The organism is Allobosea sp. 05T439, from assembly GCF_056396005.1.
The window spans coordinates 18,797-35,425 of record NZ_JBFTKP010000034.1; the positions used below are offsets into that span (position 1 = coordinate 18,797).

General features: G+C 64.1%; 10 protein-coding genes. 8 read left to right on the forward strand and 2 right to left on the reverse strand.

Features of this window, described 5'->3' with window-relative positions:
- Window positions 1-1,314 precede the first annotated feature (1,314 nt).
- From AC1DIO_RS27365 to AC1DIO_RS27385, 5 genes are read left to right on the forward strand one after another with little or no spacing between them, the layout of a single operon-like run.
- Entirely contained in the window at window positions 1,315-2,538 is a 1,224-nt protein-coding gene (locus AC1DIO_RS27365; RefSeq protein ID WP_476854384.1) for a glycosyltransferase family 4 protein, read from the forward strand.
- Window positions 2,535-3,788, forward strand: coding sequence for an O-antigen ligase family protein (locus AC1DIO_RS27370; protein ID WP_441504900.1), 1,254 nt, complete (start codon window positions 2,535-2,537; stop codon window positions 3,786-3,788). The genes AC1DIO_RS27365 and AC1DIO_RS27370 overlap by 4 nt, the downstream gene beginning before the upstream one ends.
- Window positions 3,789-3,792: 4 nt before the next feature.
- Complete coding sequence (asnB, locus tag AC1DIO_RS27375) at window positions 3,793-5,787, forward strand: asparagine synthase (glutamine-hydrolyzing) (protein ID WP_441504901.1); 1,995 nt, start codon at window positions 3,793-3,795, stop codon at window positions 5,785-5,787.
- Between the two features lie 2 nt (window positions 5,788-5,789).
- Window positions 5,790-8,045, forward strand: coding sequence for a GumC family protein (locus tag AC1DIO_RS27380; protein WP_441504902.1), 2,256 nt, complete (start codon window positions 5,790-5,792; stop codon window positions 8,043-8,045).
- A gap of 33 nt (window positions 8,046-8,078) precedes the next feature.
- Window positions 8,079-9,539, forward strand: a complete 1,461-nt coding sequence (locus AC1DIO_RS27385) for a lipopolysaccharide biosynthesis protein (protein ID WP_441504903.1) — start codon at window positions 8,079-8,081, stop codon at window positions 9,537-9,539.
- Window positions 9,540-9,669: 130 nt separating this feature from the next.
- On the opposite strand, the gene groL is transcribed toward AC1DIO_RS27385, so the two are convergent.
- Both groL and AC1DIO_RS27395 read right to left on the reverse strand, forming a co-directional pair.
- Complete coding sequence (gene groL, locus AC1DIO_RS27390; protein ID WP_441504904.1) at window positions 9,670-11,292, reverse strand: chaperonin GroEL; 1,623 nt, start codon at window positions 11,290-11,292, stop codon at window positions 9,670-9,672.
- A gap of 220 nt (window positions 11,293-11,512) precedes the next feature.
- Window positions 11,513-12,007 (reverse strand): hypothetical protein, encoded by a 495-nt coding sequence (locus AC1DIO_RS27395; protein WP_441490641.1) that lies wholly within the window; start codon window positions 12,005-12,007, stop codon window positions 11,513-11,515.
- 378 nt (window positions 12,008-12,385) lie between these two features.
- Here AC1DIO_RS27395 and AC1DIO_RS27400 point away from each other — a divergent pair, with 378 nt between their 5' ends.
- The 3 genes from AC1DIO_RS27400 (at window position 12,386) to AC1DIO_RS27410 (ending at window position 16,623) form a co-directional block, all read left to right on the forward strand.
- The gene (locus tag AC1DIO_RS27400) at window positions 12,386-13,855 is read left to right on the forward strand and encodes a M81 family metallopeptidase (RefSeq protein WP_441490640.1); all 1,470 of its coding nucleotides are present in this window, start codon (window positions 12,386-12,388) and stop codon (window positions 13,853-13,855) included.
- A 103-nt stretch (window positions 13,856-13,958) separates the two neighbouring features.
- Window positions 13,959-15,560 carry an ABC transporter substrate-binding protein gene (locus AC1DIO_RS27405; protein WP_441490639.1) on the forward strand — a complete coding sequence of 534 codons (1,602 nt, stop codon included), beginning with the start codon at window positions 13,959-13,961 and terminating at the stop codon, window positions 15,558-15,560.
- A gap of 121 nt (window positions 15,561-15,681) precedes the next feature.
- Entirely contained in the window at window positions 15,682-16,623 is a 942-nt protein-coding gene (locus AC1DIO_RS27410) for an ABC transporter permease (protein WP_441490638.1), read from the forward strand.
- The last annotated feature ends 6 nt before the right edge of the window (window positions 16,624-16,629 follow it).

Sequence of the window (16,629 nt, forward strand, 5' to 3'; positions counted from 1 at the left end):
GGTGCCGCGATAATTGCTTGGGGGCGCTACGCCCGCCCCGCCCTCTTCCTGGTCGAGAACTGGGGACGCGCAAAGAGGCCCGACGAGGCCGGCATTCAAGGGCATCGCATGACGGACGGACGCACCCAGGGGCGCCGGCGCTTCGACAGATCCGCTGACCAAAGACATATCGGCACTCTCCTCGATGTTCCGCATTCCGGACCAGAGACCATCCGCTTAACCTCGCCCCGCAAACCATGTCGGTTGAGATGACGCAGCTACTCACAGCGCACGTAAACTTAATCGCTGCAAGATATCGCGCACAAGGAGCGGAAGTTACTACATATTATACTCAAATTACCTTTGATTATATCGTCAGTATGGAAAATTATCTTATATATTCATACGCTCCGGATACATTACTATAGAACAATATCGGAACCATGAGGGAACAATATCAGAAAACCCCCGAGCGAAAACGCATTCAAAGGAGCCAGTCTGCCTACACCCAAAGGTTAAGGTCCCGCCCCCCCGAAAGGCCATACCGGCCGGCCTGCATACACCGGCCGCTGTCCCCGGCAAGGAAGGGCTACCCAAATTGGACGAACGGGCCGCGGCGGGGCAGCAGGCGGGCTCATGCCAGCGTGACACGGAATGCTCACGGTCCCCCGTGGGTAGAAGTAATCGTCGCCATGCGCGCATGGAGATAGAGCCCCTGGAAGTGGCCGCCCTCGACAGACTCGAGCCCCGGGGGCTCGCCCTCCATTCGGACAGGCTCGCTCCGAGGCCGTTTCGAGATCAAACACGGCGGCTGCACGCACAAATTCGTGACGACCTGAAGATGCGTCGGGAGACTACATGTTCTCTCCGGTCCCTGCACAGTTGGCCGGCTGTCTGGTTTTCGCGCCACGGCCGCTACCGCGACGCCTCTTCCGGCGGCCCCGCCCCAATGCTGGCATCCTACGCCTGCCAGCACGTGAATCCGCTGTCAGCCGGGCCGAGCCGGCCTCTTCCACGCAAACCATAGCGTGAGGCAGAAGCTGTCGGCTTCAAGGCGAACACCCTGCCGCCTCTGAAGCGATGAGGCCGGCGATCGCCGGATTCTTCCCCCGACCATGCGGAAACGCACCGATGCCGGCGCCCTACGCCATTTACGTCCGGTTCCGATCCGTCATCCAAATGAATGAGGACAGTGCAGAGCCTGCTCCATACCGTGATTTCCTACCGGATACGGTCCTGTGGGGCAGGAACGCGCCGGAAAAGGTCATCAGGCCGAGCGCTTGCACTCAGGGGTCAGGCCCCCCGCAGTCCCAGCTCCTGGCAGGAGGAGTCAAAATGGTTCCGCATGTGCTTTGCGTGGGAGGGGAGGACCATTCGCTGCGCATCCCGTTCCTCGCAGCCTTGCAGGACCGCGGCTTTCGGATAACGGCAGCCTCGACCACAGACGGGGCCGCCTTCTTGCAAGCCGGCCTGGCTCATCGGCGTTATCAATTCGACCGGTTCGACAGTCGCGGCGCCGATCTCGCTGCCATCCGCCAGCTCGCGAAGATGATCGCGGATATCGGCCCAGACATTGTCCAAAGCTTCGATACGAAGCCCAATCTGCTGGCCCCCCTCGCGGTCCGGGGCAAGGTCGCCGTGGTGCGAACCATCAATGGGATGGGTTGGGTATTCTCGTCCGAGACGGCCCGCGCGCTCGCCCTCCGGTCGGTCTACTGCGCCTTGCAATGGCTCGCCTCCCGCTGGACCGCGGCTACGGTTTTCCAGAACCGCGACGACAAGGCCTATTTCGAGAGTCACAGGCTGGTTCGGGGGGACCGCGCTCATCTGATCCGCGGATCGGGCATCGACATTGCCGCCTTCGATCGATCGCACGCCCGTGGCCCCGTCACTGCGGCGCTAAGGGAACAGCTCGGCCTCGGGACGGACGAGATCGTCATCACGGTCAGCAGGCTGACGCAACAGAAGGGAATTCCGACGCTACTGGAGGCTGCTTCGCTGGTCAGGAAGGTGCGCCCGGGTGTGCGCTTCCTGCTCGTCGGTCCACGAGAAAGTGAAGGGCCCTTCGCAGTCGCTCAGGACGAGATCGACCGGCAGGCGCCCCATGTGATGGCGCTGGGCGCGAGGAAAGACGTGCCGGCCCTGCTCGGCCTTGCAGATCTGTTCGTCCTGCCGACGGAATATCGGGAGGGGATCCCGCGCGTGCTGCTGGAKGCCGGCCTTGCGGGCTTGCCGATCGTCACGACCGACATGCCCGGCTGCAGCGATGTGGTCACGCATCACTGGAACGGCCTCCTCGTGCCACCGCGCGACCCGGGCGCTCTCGCCAGCAGCATCCTCGAGCTCCTCGAAGACCGGCGCAGAGCGCTTGAAATGGGTGGTCGATCCGTAGCGCTGGTTCGACGCGAATTCGGGCTCTCGACGATCGTCGGACATTACACGGAGCTTTATCGGCAGGTTCTGTCGGAACAGGGTGGTACGGACAAGGCTGCGGGCAGGTCGCGATCGCCGATTCTGGAGGGCGCCGGCGCGCTCCGCGGTGTCGGAGAAGGGGAATGATCCGAAATGCGCTCCTCGGAGCGGGGCTCGTGCTGTCTTCCGCATCGCAGCTCCGCCTGCCCGGCCTGCCGATCGGCCTAGGCGAGCTCTGCCTTGCGCTCTGGATCGCCCTGTCGGCGACCCGATTTCTGGCCGGGTACCCGATGGCGGCCAGTTCAGCCTTGACCCGACTGAGCGCATTCTGGGCCGTGTTCGCGCTCACCTTGAGCATAGGCGCGTGCATCGGACTTCTCTTCGATCCGCTGACCGACGTCGGCGCCATGGTGCATGACTCCACCGCCTATCTGCTCATGGCCTGTGTGACGATATTGTCCATGGCCGAACCAGACAGTGACAACCGCCTGCGGCAGACCGCCTGGTTCGTCATCGTCTTCGGCAATATCGGCCTCGCGCTGCAGATTGCCATCGGCTGGGGGCTGCTCCCTCAGGGTTCGCTCGATCCATGGTACTGGGACCGCTTTCGCGGCTGGTCCGAGAACCCCAACCAGGCTGCGCTCTATTGCGCCGTGTTTGGTCCGCTCGCGCTCCATCTGGCGATGAGCGCGGAGACGGGCTTCGGCCGCGTCTCCGGCTTTGCTTTGGCGGTCCTGCCCGTGGTCTTCGGGCGATTGACGAAGAGCGACGCCTTCTTGGGCGCCACGGTCATCTCGAGCACGTTCCTGATCGGGTTGCGGCTGCGGACCTGGCTGGCCATGCCAGGATACAGCATGCGTTACATCGCAGCCGTCCTCTTCATCCTGGCGGCCCCGCCCACCACGATCGCGCTGTTGCCCTACGGCATCGCCGCTGCCGATGAGGCGGAGGATTTCGCCAAAAGCCTGGCCAAGGACAAAGGCGGGGACGGGACCGTAGCCACAGCCAATCTGCGGTTTCTGCTTTGGCAGCAAGCACTGCTGAAAGGGTTGGGGTCGGCCTCCCTGGGCCTCGGTCCGGGGCCGCATTCCGAACGCCCCACGGGTCCTAACCCGCAGAACCTGCCCGGCCCGTTCGAGGCGCACAGCACGCCCCTGGACCTGTACACCCAAGGAGGCGTGCTTGGCCTCGCCACTCTGGCGTGGCTCGTCGGCAGTACCCTCTTGCTCACGCTGCACGCCCGGTTCGATGCCCTCTCGGCACTGATCTGCTCTGTGGCGGTGTTCAGCATCAGCCACTTCATTCTTCGCCACCCGATCTTCTGGTTCGCCCTCGCCCTGTGCTTGGCCGAGGGCTGCACGCGAAGGCCGACGGTGTCCGCTCACTACGGGAGATGACAGGATGTGCGGGATTGCGGGTATCATTCTGCCCCCCGACGCTGCGGACCCCGGGTTACTGGGTGCGATCAAGCCGATGACGGCTTCCATTCGCCATCGTGGGCCGGACAGCGACGGGTTTTGGAGTGACCGTGAGGCAGGCGTCGCACTGGGTCATCGACGCCTCGCAATCGTCGACCTGACCGAGGGCGGTCACCAGCCGATGCTTTCCCACAGCGGACGGCTGGTCATGACCTTCAACGGCGAGGTCTACAATTTCCATACCCTGCGCCGCGAACTCGAAGATCTCGGGCATAGCTTCCGTGGTGGCAGCGACACCGAGGTGATGCTCGGCGCGATCGAAAGCTGGGGTCTGGAGAGGGCGCTCCAGCGCTTCACCGGCATGTTCGCACTCGGCCTCTGGGACCGAAGGGCGCGTGTTCTCCATCTGGTCCGAGATCGGATGGGGAAGAAGCCACTCTACATCGCGCGCATCGGACGTGCCCTTGTGTTTGCCTCCGAGCTGAAGGCAATTCGCACCTTTCCGGGCTTTCAAGCCCGGATCGATCGAGAGGCTGTGGCCGCCATGCTGGCGCGCGGCACGATGCCGGATCGGTGCTGCATCTGGCACGATGTGTTCAAGCTGCCCCCTGGAGCCATGCTGTCGGTGAGCGCCGACGAGATCGCCGACGCTCCCGACACAGCAACTCTCAAGTCGAGGATCCACCAATGGTGGTCCCTGGCTGCCGTGGCCGAAGAGGGGCGGAAGAATCCGTTCGTTTCCAACGATGTCGCACTGGTCGCGGAGCTTGACGAACTGCTTCGTCTCGCCGTGCGCGAGCGGATGGTCGCCGACGTTCCGCTCGGCGCATTCCTCTCCGGAGGAATCGACAGCTCGACCGTCGTCGCGCTGATGCAGGCCCAGTCCGACAGGCCGGTGCGCACGTTCACGATTGCATTTCGCGAACGAGGCTATGACGAGTCGGTCGAGGCCGGGCGTATCGCCCGGCACCTCGGGACAGATCATACGGAGCTGCATCTGACGCCAGCGGAGGCTCGCGAGGTCATCCCCGAATTGCCACGCATCTGGGACGAGCCATTCGCCGACTGGTCGCAAATCCCGACCCTGCTCGTCTCCCGTCTCGCTCGCACTGATGTGACCGTGGCTCTGTCGGGCGATGGTGGCGATGAATGCTTTGCCGGCTACTCCAGGCATTTTCTTGCGGTGCGGCTGGCTTCCCTGCTTGGCCTGCCCCCCATTCTCCGCCGCACCGCTGCAGATTTCCTGGTTCACCTGGCGAATGGCGCCAGCGAGGAATTCGTCAATCGGCTGCCGGTGCCGGACCGGCTGAGGCGTTCGCTGCGCGGCGACCGCCTGAGGCGTCTTTCCGATCTCTTCGCCGCGAACGGAGACCAGGAAATCTACCGGCGGCTGACACGTGTCTCGGAGCTAACCCTGGCGCGCGACGCCGAAGCTGCCGAGCCCGATGCTCCCGTCCTCGACGATCTGGTGTCGCAACTGATCTTTCGGGACATGACTGGATATCTGACGAGCGACATTCTGGTGAAGCTCGACCGGGCAAGCATGGCGACGAGCCTGGAAGCCCGCTGTCCGCTTTTGGATCATCGCGTTGTCGAATTCGCCTGGCGCCTGCCGACAGCGGTCAAGGTCCGCCACGGCCAGGGCAAGTGGATCTTGCGACAGGTTCTTGCGCGCTACTTGCCCCGGCACCTGTTCGAACGCCCCAAGCAGGGCTTCGACGTGCCTGTCGGTGCCTGGCTGAAGGGGCCGCTACGGGCCTGGGCGGCCGACCTGCTGACCGAATCGCGGCTGCGGCGCCACGATCTTCTCGACGTGGCGGCGGTCCAGGCGTGCTGGGCGGAGCATCTGAGCGGCCGCCGCGACCATTCGCTTGCGCTTTGGGCTGTGCTGATGCTCCAGGCCTGGCTCGACGAGGGCGCAGGTCCGCCGGCCACCACACCGGTCGGTGAATTCGACCTCGCATTGCAGGGGAGCTGACGATGGAAGCGTTGACCGGCAAGGGCCAGCGGTTCATCGCGACGGCACGACCTTCGGATCTGCCGCCACTCGAACCGACGACGCGGATAACCAGACCGATCATTGGATCGGCGCCAGGGCCGCTGCCATTCCAGCGGATCGTCCACGCGCTGTCGAGGCGGCGGGGTTTGATCCTTGCAATGATGCTCCTCGGCGGCGGAGGGGTCGCGATCGTTGGCCTGATCATGTCGCCCACCTATACGGCAACGACGCAAATCGTGGTCGATCGAGCCTCGGAAGGGTCGAGTGGCACATCCCAGGCCTCCCAAGCCATCGACGATGCGGCGATCGACACGCACTTGGCCGTGCTTTCGTCCGATGCGCATCTGCGACGGGTCGCTTCCGCGCTCCTTCTTGCCCATGAGGAAGTGGTGGCGGCAGGGAAGCAACCGGACTCCTGGCTGCACCGTGTCCAGGATGGGCTCGGTGCCGCTTGGTCGTTTCTCACGCAGCCGTTTCGGCGTAGCGCTGACAGCCACTCCCCTGACAGTAACGAAAGCGCGCTGGCCCAGCAGTTGAAGCGCTCCGTAAAGATCGGCCAAGAGCGACGTTCGAGAGTCTTGTCAGTTGTTGCAACGGATTCCGATCCGGGACGTGCAGCCGAGATCGCGAACACCGTCGCGAATGTCTACATCGAGGATATTGCGCAACGAAAGCGCACCGACGCGGAGCAGCTTGTGGTCTGGCTCGCCAAGCGCGTTCCCGAAATGAGGCTGGAGGTGGCGCGTGCCGAAGAGGAGCTGCAGGCCTACCGCTTGCTCCATGGCGCAGCGGTCGATGGCACCCCTGATGTAACCGGCCAGCAGATCGCACAGCTGGCCCGGCAATTGGCCCTGGCCAAGTCCGATTTCGCCGCGACGCAACAACGGCTGAACCGGTTCAACGACTTGCGCCAGCGCGGCGCACCCACCTCCGCCCTTGCGGATGCACTGGGATCAGCGAGCCTGGCCGAGTTCGCCCATAACGAAGCAGCACCAGCGACAGTCGGTCAGGAGCCTCAGCCGGAGCCGCGCCGGAAAGCGGACCGTGCGACAGAGCAGGCGATCGATCAGGCGTTCAGCCAGGTAGAGACCGACGGTCGCATTCTCCAGGCTCAGGCCAGATCAATCGAGGAGCGGCTGCAGTCCCTGAAGGCGGCGGCGACCGAAACCGCGGCCAGCATGTCCGGTTTGCGGGCTCTCGAGCGTCAGGCGGCCGCAGTGGCCCAGCTCTATGATGCCCTTCTGAGCCGTCAGCAGCAGGCAAACGAACAGGTCCAGCTCATTCAGCCGGACGTCCGGGTCATGGCGTCGGCGTGGCCGCCGGAAAGGCCAAGTTCGATTCACCCGGCCTTCCTCATTCCGCCTGGCGTGATGGTCTTCGGCATCATGGGCGTGCTGCTTGCGCTCGGCATCGACAGACTTGATCACACTCTTCGCAGCACGGATGAAGCCGCCGAAGCTCTGGCCGTTCCTTGCCTCGGGCAGGTCCCGCGGGTCACGCTCCGGCACGCAAAGCGGATCGAGGATCTGCTGCGGCAGCAGCCTCAATCAGTCTATGCGCGGTCAATCCGCTCATTGCTGATCTCCGTGTTGCCAAGGGGCTCCGGCAGCTTCGCGTCGAAGATCATCCTTGTCAGCTCCGCCCTTCCGGGCGAAGGCAAGACCACGGTCGCGCGGAGCCTTGTCCTCTCGGCGGCGCGCCTTCGACTGCGCGTGCTCCTGATCGACCTCGGCGAGCCAAGCGGGCTCCCTGAACGGGACATCGTGACGATGGCGCGCGCGGCCGCCCCCGGCGTCGATCTCGTCGACGTCCTGAGCCGCGGCCGACCGATCGCCGATGCGGTGGAGCACCTTCCTGAGCTTGGGGTCGACTACATTCCGCCGCCTCGACTCGATGGCAACCTGCTTCATTTCCTCGCAAACCCGCAAGTTCCGCACTGGCTTGATCAGTTCCGCGAGACCTACGACTTCATCGTGATCGATGGGCCCGCAGCGGTCGATCGGCTGGAAGCGAGTTTTCTGGCGGGCTGGGCCGACCAGATACTGCTCGTGGTGCGCTGGGCACAGACCGGCCGGGAAATGGCGCAGAGTGCGCTACGGCTGGTCGGCGGCGCTCCGGGGCCCGACGCCGATGGCGCTCCCCGAGTGGCGTCGGTGCTGACCTGGGTCGATACCGAGCACGATGCCGGCTTCCATTTCAAAGACATCCGCAGCTTCATGAGCTGGCGTCGGTCATGATCGATTACAGTCACAACGCTGGGTATTGATCTGATGTTGACAGGTTACGCCACCGCCACCCGGCTGGCCCGCAGCGATAATGCGCCGACTGCGACCGCTCTATCTGAGCCCGCGGCCGCGCCCTCAAGCGGCGAAACCGGTTCGAAGGGCAGCAGTGACCTCGCTCACCGGCTCTCATCCGGGAGCGTTTGGGCTCTGGTCGTCTATGTCGGCGGCGCAGGGCTTACGAGCGTTGCTCAGTTCGAGATCGCCCGGCTGGTCGGCCTTTCCAGCTATGGCACATATTCCTACGCCTTTGCCTGGGTCAGCCTCCTGGCCTACAGCGCGACCCTCGGCTTCAATGTTGCCCTGCTTCGGTTCGTGCCGGCCTATGGTGCGAAGGGGGAGTGGTCTCTGGCGCGTGGTGTGATTCAGTTTGCCGTGGGCTGGACCCTCGTGGCAGCCATCGTTCTCGCCGGAATCGGCACCGGAATCGTGGCCGTTTCCTCCGCTCGCCCGCACTCGGAGCTCAGCATCAGCCTGCTGATCGGAATGGCCACAGTCCCGCTGGTCACGATGTATCTGATCGGTGCGACGCTGCTACGCGCTTTCGGCGGAATCGTTTCGGCTCTTTTGCCGGAACGCATCGTCCGTGACGGCCTCTTGCTCGTGCTTGTCGTCCTGGCCGCCACCGCAGCTTCATGGCGGCTGGACGCAGCGCTCGTCATGGCTGCACTGTTGATCAGCTCGGCGGTCACGGTGGGCGTTGTCTGCGTGATCATGCGCCAGCTCTGGCCCCTTGCTCTGCGAGGCGTGAGCTCGGCCTACGCTCCGCGCTATTGGTTGACCGCCGTCTTTCCCATCATGATCATGACGGCCGTCGACACCCTGATGAACCGCACGGGGGTGATGCTGCTCGGCTGGACCGGCAACATCCGGGATGCTGGTACGTTTGCGGTCGGTTTCAATGTGGCGATGCTGCTCCTGTTGCCGCGCGTCGCCGTGAGCACCGTATTTGCCCCCACGATCGCGGACCTTCACGCGCGCGGGGACCGGCTGGGCCTGCAGGCGCTGTTCGCGCGCGCCAGCGTGTTGTCCTTCGTCGGGGCGGTCATGCTGGCTGTGCCGCTTCTGGTGGTGCTCGAGCCGGGGCTACGATGGTTTGGCAAGGATTTCGTCGCCGCAGTTCATGTTGCTCAGATCCTGATGATCGGTCAGGTCTTTGCCGCGGCGGCCGGCCCGCATCAGAACCTCCTGACCATGACCGGTCATGAGCGCGCCGCCGCGGTCATCATGGTTGCGAGCGCCGCCGCGAACGTCGCAGCCTGCGCCATAGGAATCGCGCTCTACGGCGCAATCGGCGCGGCAGTGGCCACCACGGCGACCATGGTGCTCTGGAATGTCGCGACCGGCATTTGTGTCTATAGGCGTCTCGATCTCATTCCAGGGCTCGCCGTTGCAATGCGCGCGAGGCGAAACAAGCCGGTACACCCGCTGAAGCTGACCCACGAATAGCAGGCGCACCGTGGTGGCACGTGAGAGACAGCGCCAGAAACCTCCGAGCTGGCGCGCGCGATACACCCCCAATGATCCAGCCGGATCTCCTTCGCAAGCGACACCCGATCGAGTCCGCCCGTATCAATCATCAGAAATCCATGCCGCCCGGCATCGCCTGCGGCGCTTCCTTCTTCGGCTGCTCGGCAATGATCGCCTCGGTCATGATCAGCAGCGAGGCGATCGACGCCGCATCCTGAAGGGCGGTCCGCACCACCTTGGCCGGATCGATCACCCCATTCGCCACAAGATCCTGATACTCCCCTGTCGCGGCATTGTAGCCCTGGTTGTAGTCATCCTTCTCGATCAGCTTGCCGACGATGACCGCACCGTCGGCGCCGGCGTTTTCGACGATCTGTCGGGCCGGAGCCTGCAGCGCGCGGCGCACGATCTCGACGCCGGTTCTCTGGTCGGCATTGGCGGGCTTGACGGCGGCAAGGGCCTTCATCGCCCTCAGCAGCGCCACGCCGCCCCCCGGCAGGATGCCTTCCTCGACCGCCGCGCGGGTCGCGTGCATGGCATCGTCGACACGATCCTTCTTCTCCTTGACCTCGATCTCGGTCGCGCCGCCGACGCGGATGACCGCAACGCCACCGGCGAGCTTGGCCAGACGCTCCTGGAGCTTCTCACGATCGTAGTCCGAGCTGGTCTCCTCGATCTGCGCCTTGATCTGTGCCACGCGAGCGCCGATCTCCTTCTTCCTGCCGGCACCGTCAACGATTGTGGTGCTTTCCTTCTCGATCATGACTTTCTTGGCGCTGCCGAGCATTTGGAGCGTKACGGTCTCGAGCTTGATGCCGAGATCATCGGAAATGGCGGTTCCGCCAGTGAGGATCGCAATATCCTCCAGCATGGCCTTGCGGCGATCGCCGAAGCCCGGAGCCTTGACGGCCGCGACCTTGAGGCCACCCCGCAGCTTGTTKACCACGAGCGTGGCGAGAGCCTCCCCTTCCACGTCCTCGGCGATGATCAGCAGCGGCCTGCCGGTTTGCACCACCGCCTCGAGCAGCGGCAACATGGCCTGGAGCGAGGAGAGTTTCTTCTCGTGGATCAGGATATAGGTGTCTTCGAGCTCGGCCCGCATCTTCTCCGCATCTGTGATGAAATAGGGTGAAATATAGCCACGATCGAACCGCATGCCCTCGACCACATCGAGCTCGATCTCGAGCGATTTTGCCTCCTCGACCGTGATGACACCCTCGTTGCCGACCTTCTTCATCGCCGCGGCGATCATCGCCCCGATCTTGGTGTCGCCATTGGCCGAGATGGTGCCGATCTGAGCGATCTCGCTATTGGCCGTGACCGTCTTGGCCCTCTTCTTGAAATCTGCCACCGCAGCCTCGACCGCCATGTCGATGCCGCGCTTCAGATCCATCGGGTTCATGCCAGCGGCGACGGCCTTGGCTCCCTCACGGACGATGGCGTGGGCCAATACAGTTGCCGTCGTGGTGCCGTCGCCGGCGGCGTCATGCTGCTTTGAAGCGACCTCGCGCACCATCCTTGCGCCCATGTTCTCGAACTTGTCGGCAAGTTCGATCTCCCTGGCGACGGCGACGCCATCCTTGGTGATGCGGGGCGCACCGAATGACTTCTCGATCACGACGTTGCGCCCCTTGGGACCAAGCGTGACCTTGACGGCGTTGGCCAGGATTTCGACACCGCGCAGCATCCTCTCGCGGGCATCGGACGAGAACTTCAACTCCTTGGCGGCCATGATCCGGGTCCTCCTCCAGGGGATTTCAACGGTCAGCAGCAGATATGGTCAGGCGGGTTCCTCTCGATCGGGCTGATTATATCGCTCTCCGCGGGGATCAGCAGCACTTCTCGCTCGAACGCGATGCGGGGCGCATCGTGAGAGCGAGCTCGCGAAGCAGCAACGGGTTACGCCGCCCTGCGAGCGGCCGCCTGCCGTGCAATGATCCATGCGCCGCGGATCAATTCGCAGGGTCGCGCTCGGCGATGGTTCGTGGGCCGGGGTCTGGCTCGAACTTGCGACCGCCCGCCGCCGCCTCGACCCTCTGCTGGGTGGACCTGGATACAAGGCGAGACTTCCCGAGGGCAGTAAAATCGCTGGCACTGTGGTTTTGACTGGCGCGCCCCTCAAAGACCAGAACGTCCGAACGCGTAACGACGATATCGCCGCGGCGCAGGGTCGGGTCGTCCAGGTACCAATAGTGATCGGTGGCCGGATCGAGCTTTACGACTGGAGGCGTCGGCCTGGATACGACGGCTTTCCGCTGATGCGAACGACGCGTCGGCCGAACGGTCACATCGAGCGGTTCAGGCCCAGTCGGGTAAACCTGCGGAGGCGGTCTCCCGAACACGGCTCGGGCCAGTTCATCGAAGAACCCGGCAGAGTGAGCGGGTGTCACAAGAACAAAGGTGCTCAGGCCAATGCTGAGCAGCCCGCCAATTCGAGTGCTGTTCATGGGGCAAATCCTCGCGACCCGTCTTGCTGGCTAACGCCGCCGACGGCCGGCGGTTCCAACGCGGTGTGGCCCGAAGTCGTCCAAAGCGCAGGCGGGCCGACGGCCACAGCGGCCCGCAGCGACATGATGGGCGGTATCCGGGGGCCCAAGCTTCACGCGGCCGGCGGGATTCTCCTACACCCCTGATGACCGGGAAAAGTGGATTTGCGCGGATAGGATGTAGAATGACGAATGCCCCCATTGCCGTCGTCAATGGCCATTGACCTCAGCTCCGGGATTGCGAGCATCACAAAGCAGGATTTCTTGCTGCGACGCAGCTTGACAGGCGCATTGCTGACGTCGGAGCTTGCCTCCGCACGAAACGGGAAGGCTCTGATTATGCGTCTGTTCGCCGCGTCGCTTGCTACCGAGACGAATACGTTTTCGCCTATCCCGACATCCCGCGCGAATTTCGAGGCATCGGCCTATTTTCCCGCAGGTCAGCATCCCGACCGGGCGACGCATTGCACCGCGCCACTTTACGTGGCGCGCCAGCGGGCAGAGCGAGACGGTTTCACGCTGATCGAAGGTTCCTGCTTCTGGGCCGAGCCCTCGGGAACCTGTGCCCAGGCCGATTACGAGGAGATGCGGGACGAGATCCTCGGCCAACTCAACGCCGCAATGCCGGTCGACGGCGTCCTGCTCGGGCTGCACGGGGCCATGGTCGCGCATGGCTATGACGATTGCGAGGGCGACATTCTAGAACATGTCCGCGCCATCGTCGGCCCGAAGGTGCCGATCGGTGTCGAGCTCGATCCGCATTGCCACCTGACCGAAAAGCGCGTGCGGCTGGCGGACGCCATCATCCTCTACAAGGAATACCCGCATATCGACTTCGTCGAGCGGGCCGAGGAATTGGTCGACATCATCCTTGCGACGATCCGTGGCACGATCAAGCCGGTGATGTCGCTCTATGACTGCCGGATGATCGAGCTGGTGCCGACCACGCGTGAGCCCGGGCGCTCCTTCGTCGACCGGATGAGCGCACTCGAGGGCAAGGACGCCGTGCTTTCGGTCTCGCTCGCTCACGGTTTCCAGCAAGGCGACGTGCCGGAGATCGGCACGCGGGTCCTGGTCGTCACCGACAATGCCAAGGCCGCCGGAGATGCGCTCGCCGCGCGGCTCGGCGAGGAGTTCCGCTCCCTGAAGGGGCAATTCGCTCCGCCGGTGGTCCCGCTCGACGAAGCGCTTGACCGGGCTCTCGGCAGTTCTGCCAACGGCCCGAGCGTGATTGCAGATTCGACCGACAATGCCGGAGGGGGTGCGGCGTCCGACAATACCAACATCATCCACCGCCTGCGCGAACGGGGTATTCGCGATGCGGCGATCGGTCCGGTCTGGGACCCTGTCGCCGTCGAATTCTGCCTGACCGCCGGTGTCGGCGCCACCATCCCGCTGCGCTTCGGCGGCAAGGCCGCCTCGACCTCGGGCAAGCCGGTCGACGGCGACGTCACCGTGCTCGGAGCCATCCGCAACGGCACCCAGAGCTTCGGCACAGCCAAGGTCCCGATCGGCAATGCCGTCGGCATCCGCATCGACGGCATCGACGTCGCGCTCTTATCGCATCGCACGCAGGCGCTGGGGCTCGAGATTTTTACCAGCGTCGGCATCGACCCGACGCAGAAGCGCATCGTCAGCGTCAAGTCGACCAACCATTTCCATGCCGCCTATGGGCCGATCGCCAGTGCGGTGATCTACACCGACGGCGGCGGCCCTTCGCATCTCGACGTGCGCAAATACCCCTATCGCAAGATCGCCCGGCCGCTCTGGCCTCACGACCCGCTGCCGCCCGGCCGCATCGTCGTCTGAGCCTGGCCACGTGGATGGAGACTTGACCGTGATTTGATCACCGAGGGTGGCCAGACGAAGCGAATGCTCGCGGTCATTCAGCATCTCTTGGAGGGAGAGAGACATGACGACCACACGCCGCAGATTCGTCCAGGGCAGTCTCGCCGCTGGAGCACTGACCGCCGCGCCCGCCCGCCTGAGGGCCCAGACCACCCCACCCGTCTCACGCACCGTCCGCGCCGTGCTGCATGGCGATCTTCGCGTCTTCGACCCGGTCTGGACGACCGCGAACATGACCTCCTACCATGCTGCCATGGTCTACGACACGCTGTTCGGGGTCGACGACAAATTCGACGCCAAGCCGCAGATGGTCTCGAAATGGAGCCTTTCGGACGATCGCAAGACCTATAATTTCGAACTCCGTGACGGATTGCGCTTCACCGACGGCACGCCGGTGACGGCGCGCGACTGCGTCGCCTCGATCCGGCGCTGGGGCGCGCGCGACGGCGGCGGCCAGCACATGATGGCTCGCCTCGCCGATACGCCGATCAAGGACGACAAGACCTTCCAGATCGTGATGAAGGAACCCTACAGCCTGGCTGTCGATTGGCTCGCCAAGGCGGCGACCAATGCCTGCTACATCATGCGCGAGAAGGAAGCGCAGACCGACCCGATGCAGCAGATCCAGACGATCATCGGCTCAGGCCCGTTCGTCATGAACCAGGACGCCGTCGTCCAGGGCCAGCGCTACGTCTACGACAAGAACCCGAACTATGTGCCGCGTTCGGAGCCGGCCGTCTTCACCTCCGGCGGCAAGGTCGTGAATGTCGACCGCGTCGTCTACGAGAACATCGCGGACGAGGCGACGGCGATCGCTGCCATCCGCGCCGGCGAGATCGACATGATCGAGTACCCGAATGTCGATCTGCTGTCCTCGCTGGAGGGCGAGAAAGAGATCAAGCTCGAGGTCCTGAACAAACAGGGCCAGCTCGGCTGGGCTCGCGTCAACTGGCTCCACCCGCCGTTCAACAACGTCAAGGCCCGCCAGGCGATGCTCTACCTGATTCACCCGACCGAGGTGATGAAGGCGACCTTCGGCGACGAGAAATACTTCAAGGGCTGCTCTTCGCTGTTCGGCATGGGCACGCCGATGGAGAATGACGCCAATATCGACTGGTTCAAGGGCGGCCAGAACATCGAGAAGGCCAAGCAGCTCGTCAAGGAATCCGGCTATGACGGCCGCCCCGTCGTCGTGCTGCACGCTACCAACATCGCCTATATGAACAATGCCGCGAACCTGATCGCGCAGTGGATGCGCCAGGCTGGCTTCAACGTGTCGCTGCAGGCCTCGGACTGGGGCGCGGTCATCACGCGGCGTGCCGTCAAGAGCCCCCCGGACCAGGGCGGCTGGAACGTCTTCTTCACCTCGGGTTCGGTCAATGCCTTCGGCAATCCCGTGGCGCTCAGCGGCCATGCCGCCAATGGCGAGAAGGGCTGGTTCGGCTGGCCGACCGACGAGAAGCACGAAGCCTTCCGCGACAAATGGGCGGCCGCCTCGAATGATGCCGAACGCCGGCAGATCGCGCGCGACATGCAGCAGAACGCGTGGGATTTCGTGCCGCACATGTATTACGGGCAATGGTTCCAGCCCGCGGCCCTGCGCAATCTCACCGGGCTGATCGGCATGCCGGAGCTGATCCCGTTCTGGAATGTCAAGAAGGGGTAGCCGCCTCCGCCGGCCGGGCTCCGCCCCGGCCGGCGTCGGACCATTCCGGCGGGCTGGTGGACGGCGCAGCCGGCGCGCGGCGCGACCGGCCTGCTTAGGCTGAAGGAGGACGATCGACCCCATGCTCAGTTACATCGCCCAACGGCTGGCCCAAACCCTGCTGGTGATGACGCTCGTCGGTATCTTCGTCTTCCTGTTGCTGCATTTCTCGGCCGGCGATCCAGCCGCGATCATCGCCGGCGATTACGCGACGCCCCAGCAGATCGTCGCCATCCGTCAGCGGCTCGGGCTCGACGATCCGCTGCTGGTACAATTCTGGCGTTGGGCCGCACGCGTGCTGAGCGGAGATCTCGGGGTTTCGATCTTTTCGAACACGCCAGTCAGCAGGCTGATCCTCCAACGACTGGAGCCGACGCTTTCGCTCGCGCTGCTGACCATGCTCTTCGCCGTCAGCATCGCGGTCAGCCTCGGTGTGATCGCGGCCTGGAGGGTCGGAAGCCTGGTTGACCGTGCCCTGATGGGCTTCTCCGTGCTCGGATTCTCAATGCCGGCCTTCGTCGTGGGCTACGGCCTGATCTACATCTTCGCTATCGAGCTGCGCTGGCTTCCCGTCCAGGGCTACAAGCCGCTCGCCGATGGCGTGGGGCCGTGGCTGCTCCACCTAATCCTGCCGACCGTCACGCTCGGCCTCGCCTATATCGCGCTGATCGCGCGCATGACGCGCGCTTCGATGCTGGAGGTGCTCGAGGAAGACTATATCCGGACGGCAAAGGCCAAAGGTGTCACGACGAAGACGATGCTGATGAAGCATGCGCTCAAGAACGCCGGCGTACCGATCATCACGGTGATCGGCATAGGCGTCGCGCTTCTCATCGGCGGCGTCGTCATCACGGAGACTGTGTTCAACATACCCGGCATCGGACGGCTCGTTGTCGATGCCATCTCGAAGCGCGACTATCCGATCATCCAGGGCGTGATCCTGCTGTTCTCCGGCATCTATGTCCTGGTCAATCTGCTCGTCGATCTCTCCTATTCGCTGATCGATCCCCGGATCCGGTACTGAGAGAGC

What these genes read in the sequence shown, in the direction of transcription:
- AC1DIO_RS27370 (WP_441504900.1), top strand. Translation starts at nt 2,535, where the DNA reads ATGATCCGAAATGCGCTCCTCGGAGCGGGGCTCGTGCTGTCTTCCGCA.
- asnB (WP_441504901.1), top strand. Translation starts at nt 3,793, where the DNA reads ATGTGCGGGATTGCGGGTATCATTCTGCCCCCCGACGCTGCGGACCCC.
- AC1DIO_RS27380 (WP_441504902.1), top strand. Translation starts at nt 5,790, where the DNA reads ATGGAAGCGTTGACCGGCAAGGGCCAGCGGTTCATCGCGACGGCACGA.
- AC1DIO_RS27385 (WP_441504903.1), top strand. Translation starts at nt 8,079, where the DNA reads ATGTTGACAGGTTACGCCACCGCCACCCGGCTGGCCCGCAGCGATAAT.
- AC1DIO_RS27395 (WP_441490641.1), bottom strand. Translation starts at nt 12,007, where the DNA reads ATGAACAGCACTCGAATTGGCGGGCTGCTCAGCATTGGCCTGAGCACC.
- AC1DIO_RS27400 (WP_441490640.1), top strand. Translation starts at nt 12,386, where the DNA reads ATGCGTCTGTTCGCCGCGTCGCTTGCTACCGAGACGAATACGTTTTCG.
- AC1DIO_RS27405 (WP_441490639.1), top strand. Translation starts at nt 13,959, where the DNA reads ATGACGACCACACGCCGCAGATTCGTCCAGGGCAGTCTCGCCGCTGGA.
- AC1DIO_RS27410 (WP_441490638.1), top strand. Translation starts at nt 15,682, where the DNA reads ATGCTCAGTTACATCGCCCAACGGCTGGCCCAAACCCTGCTGGTGATG.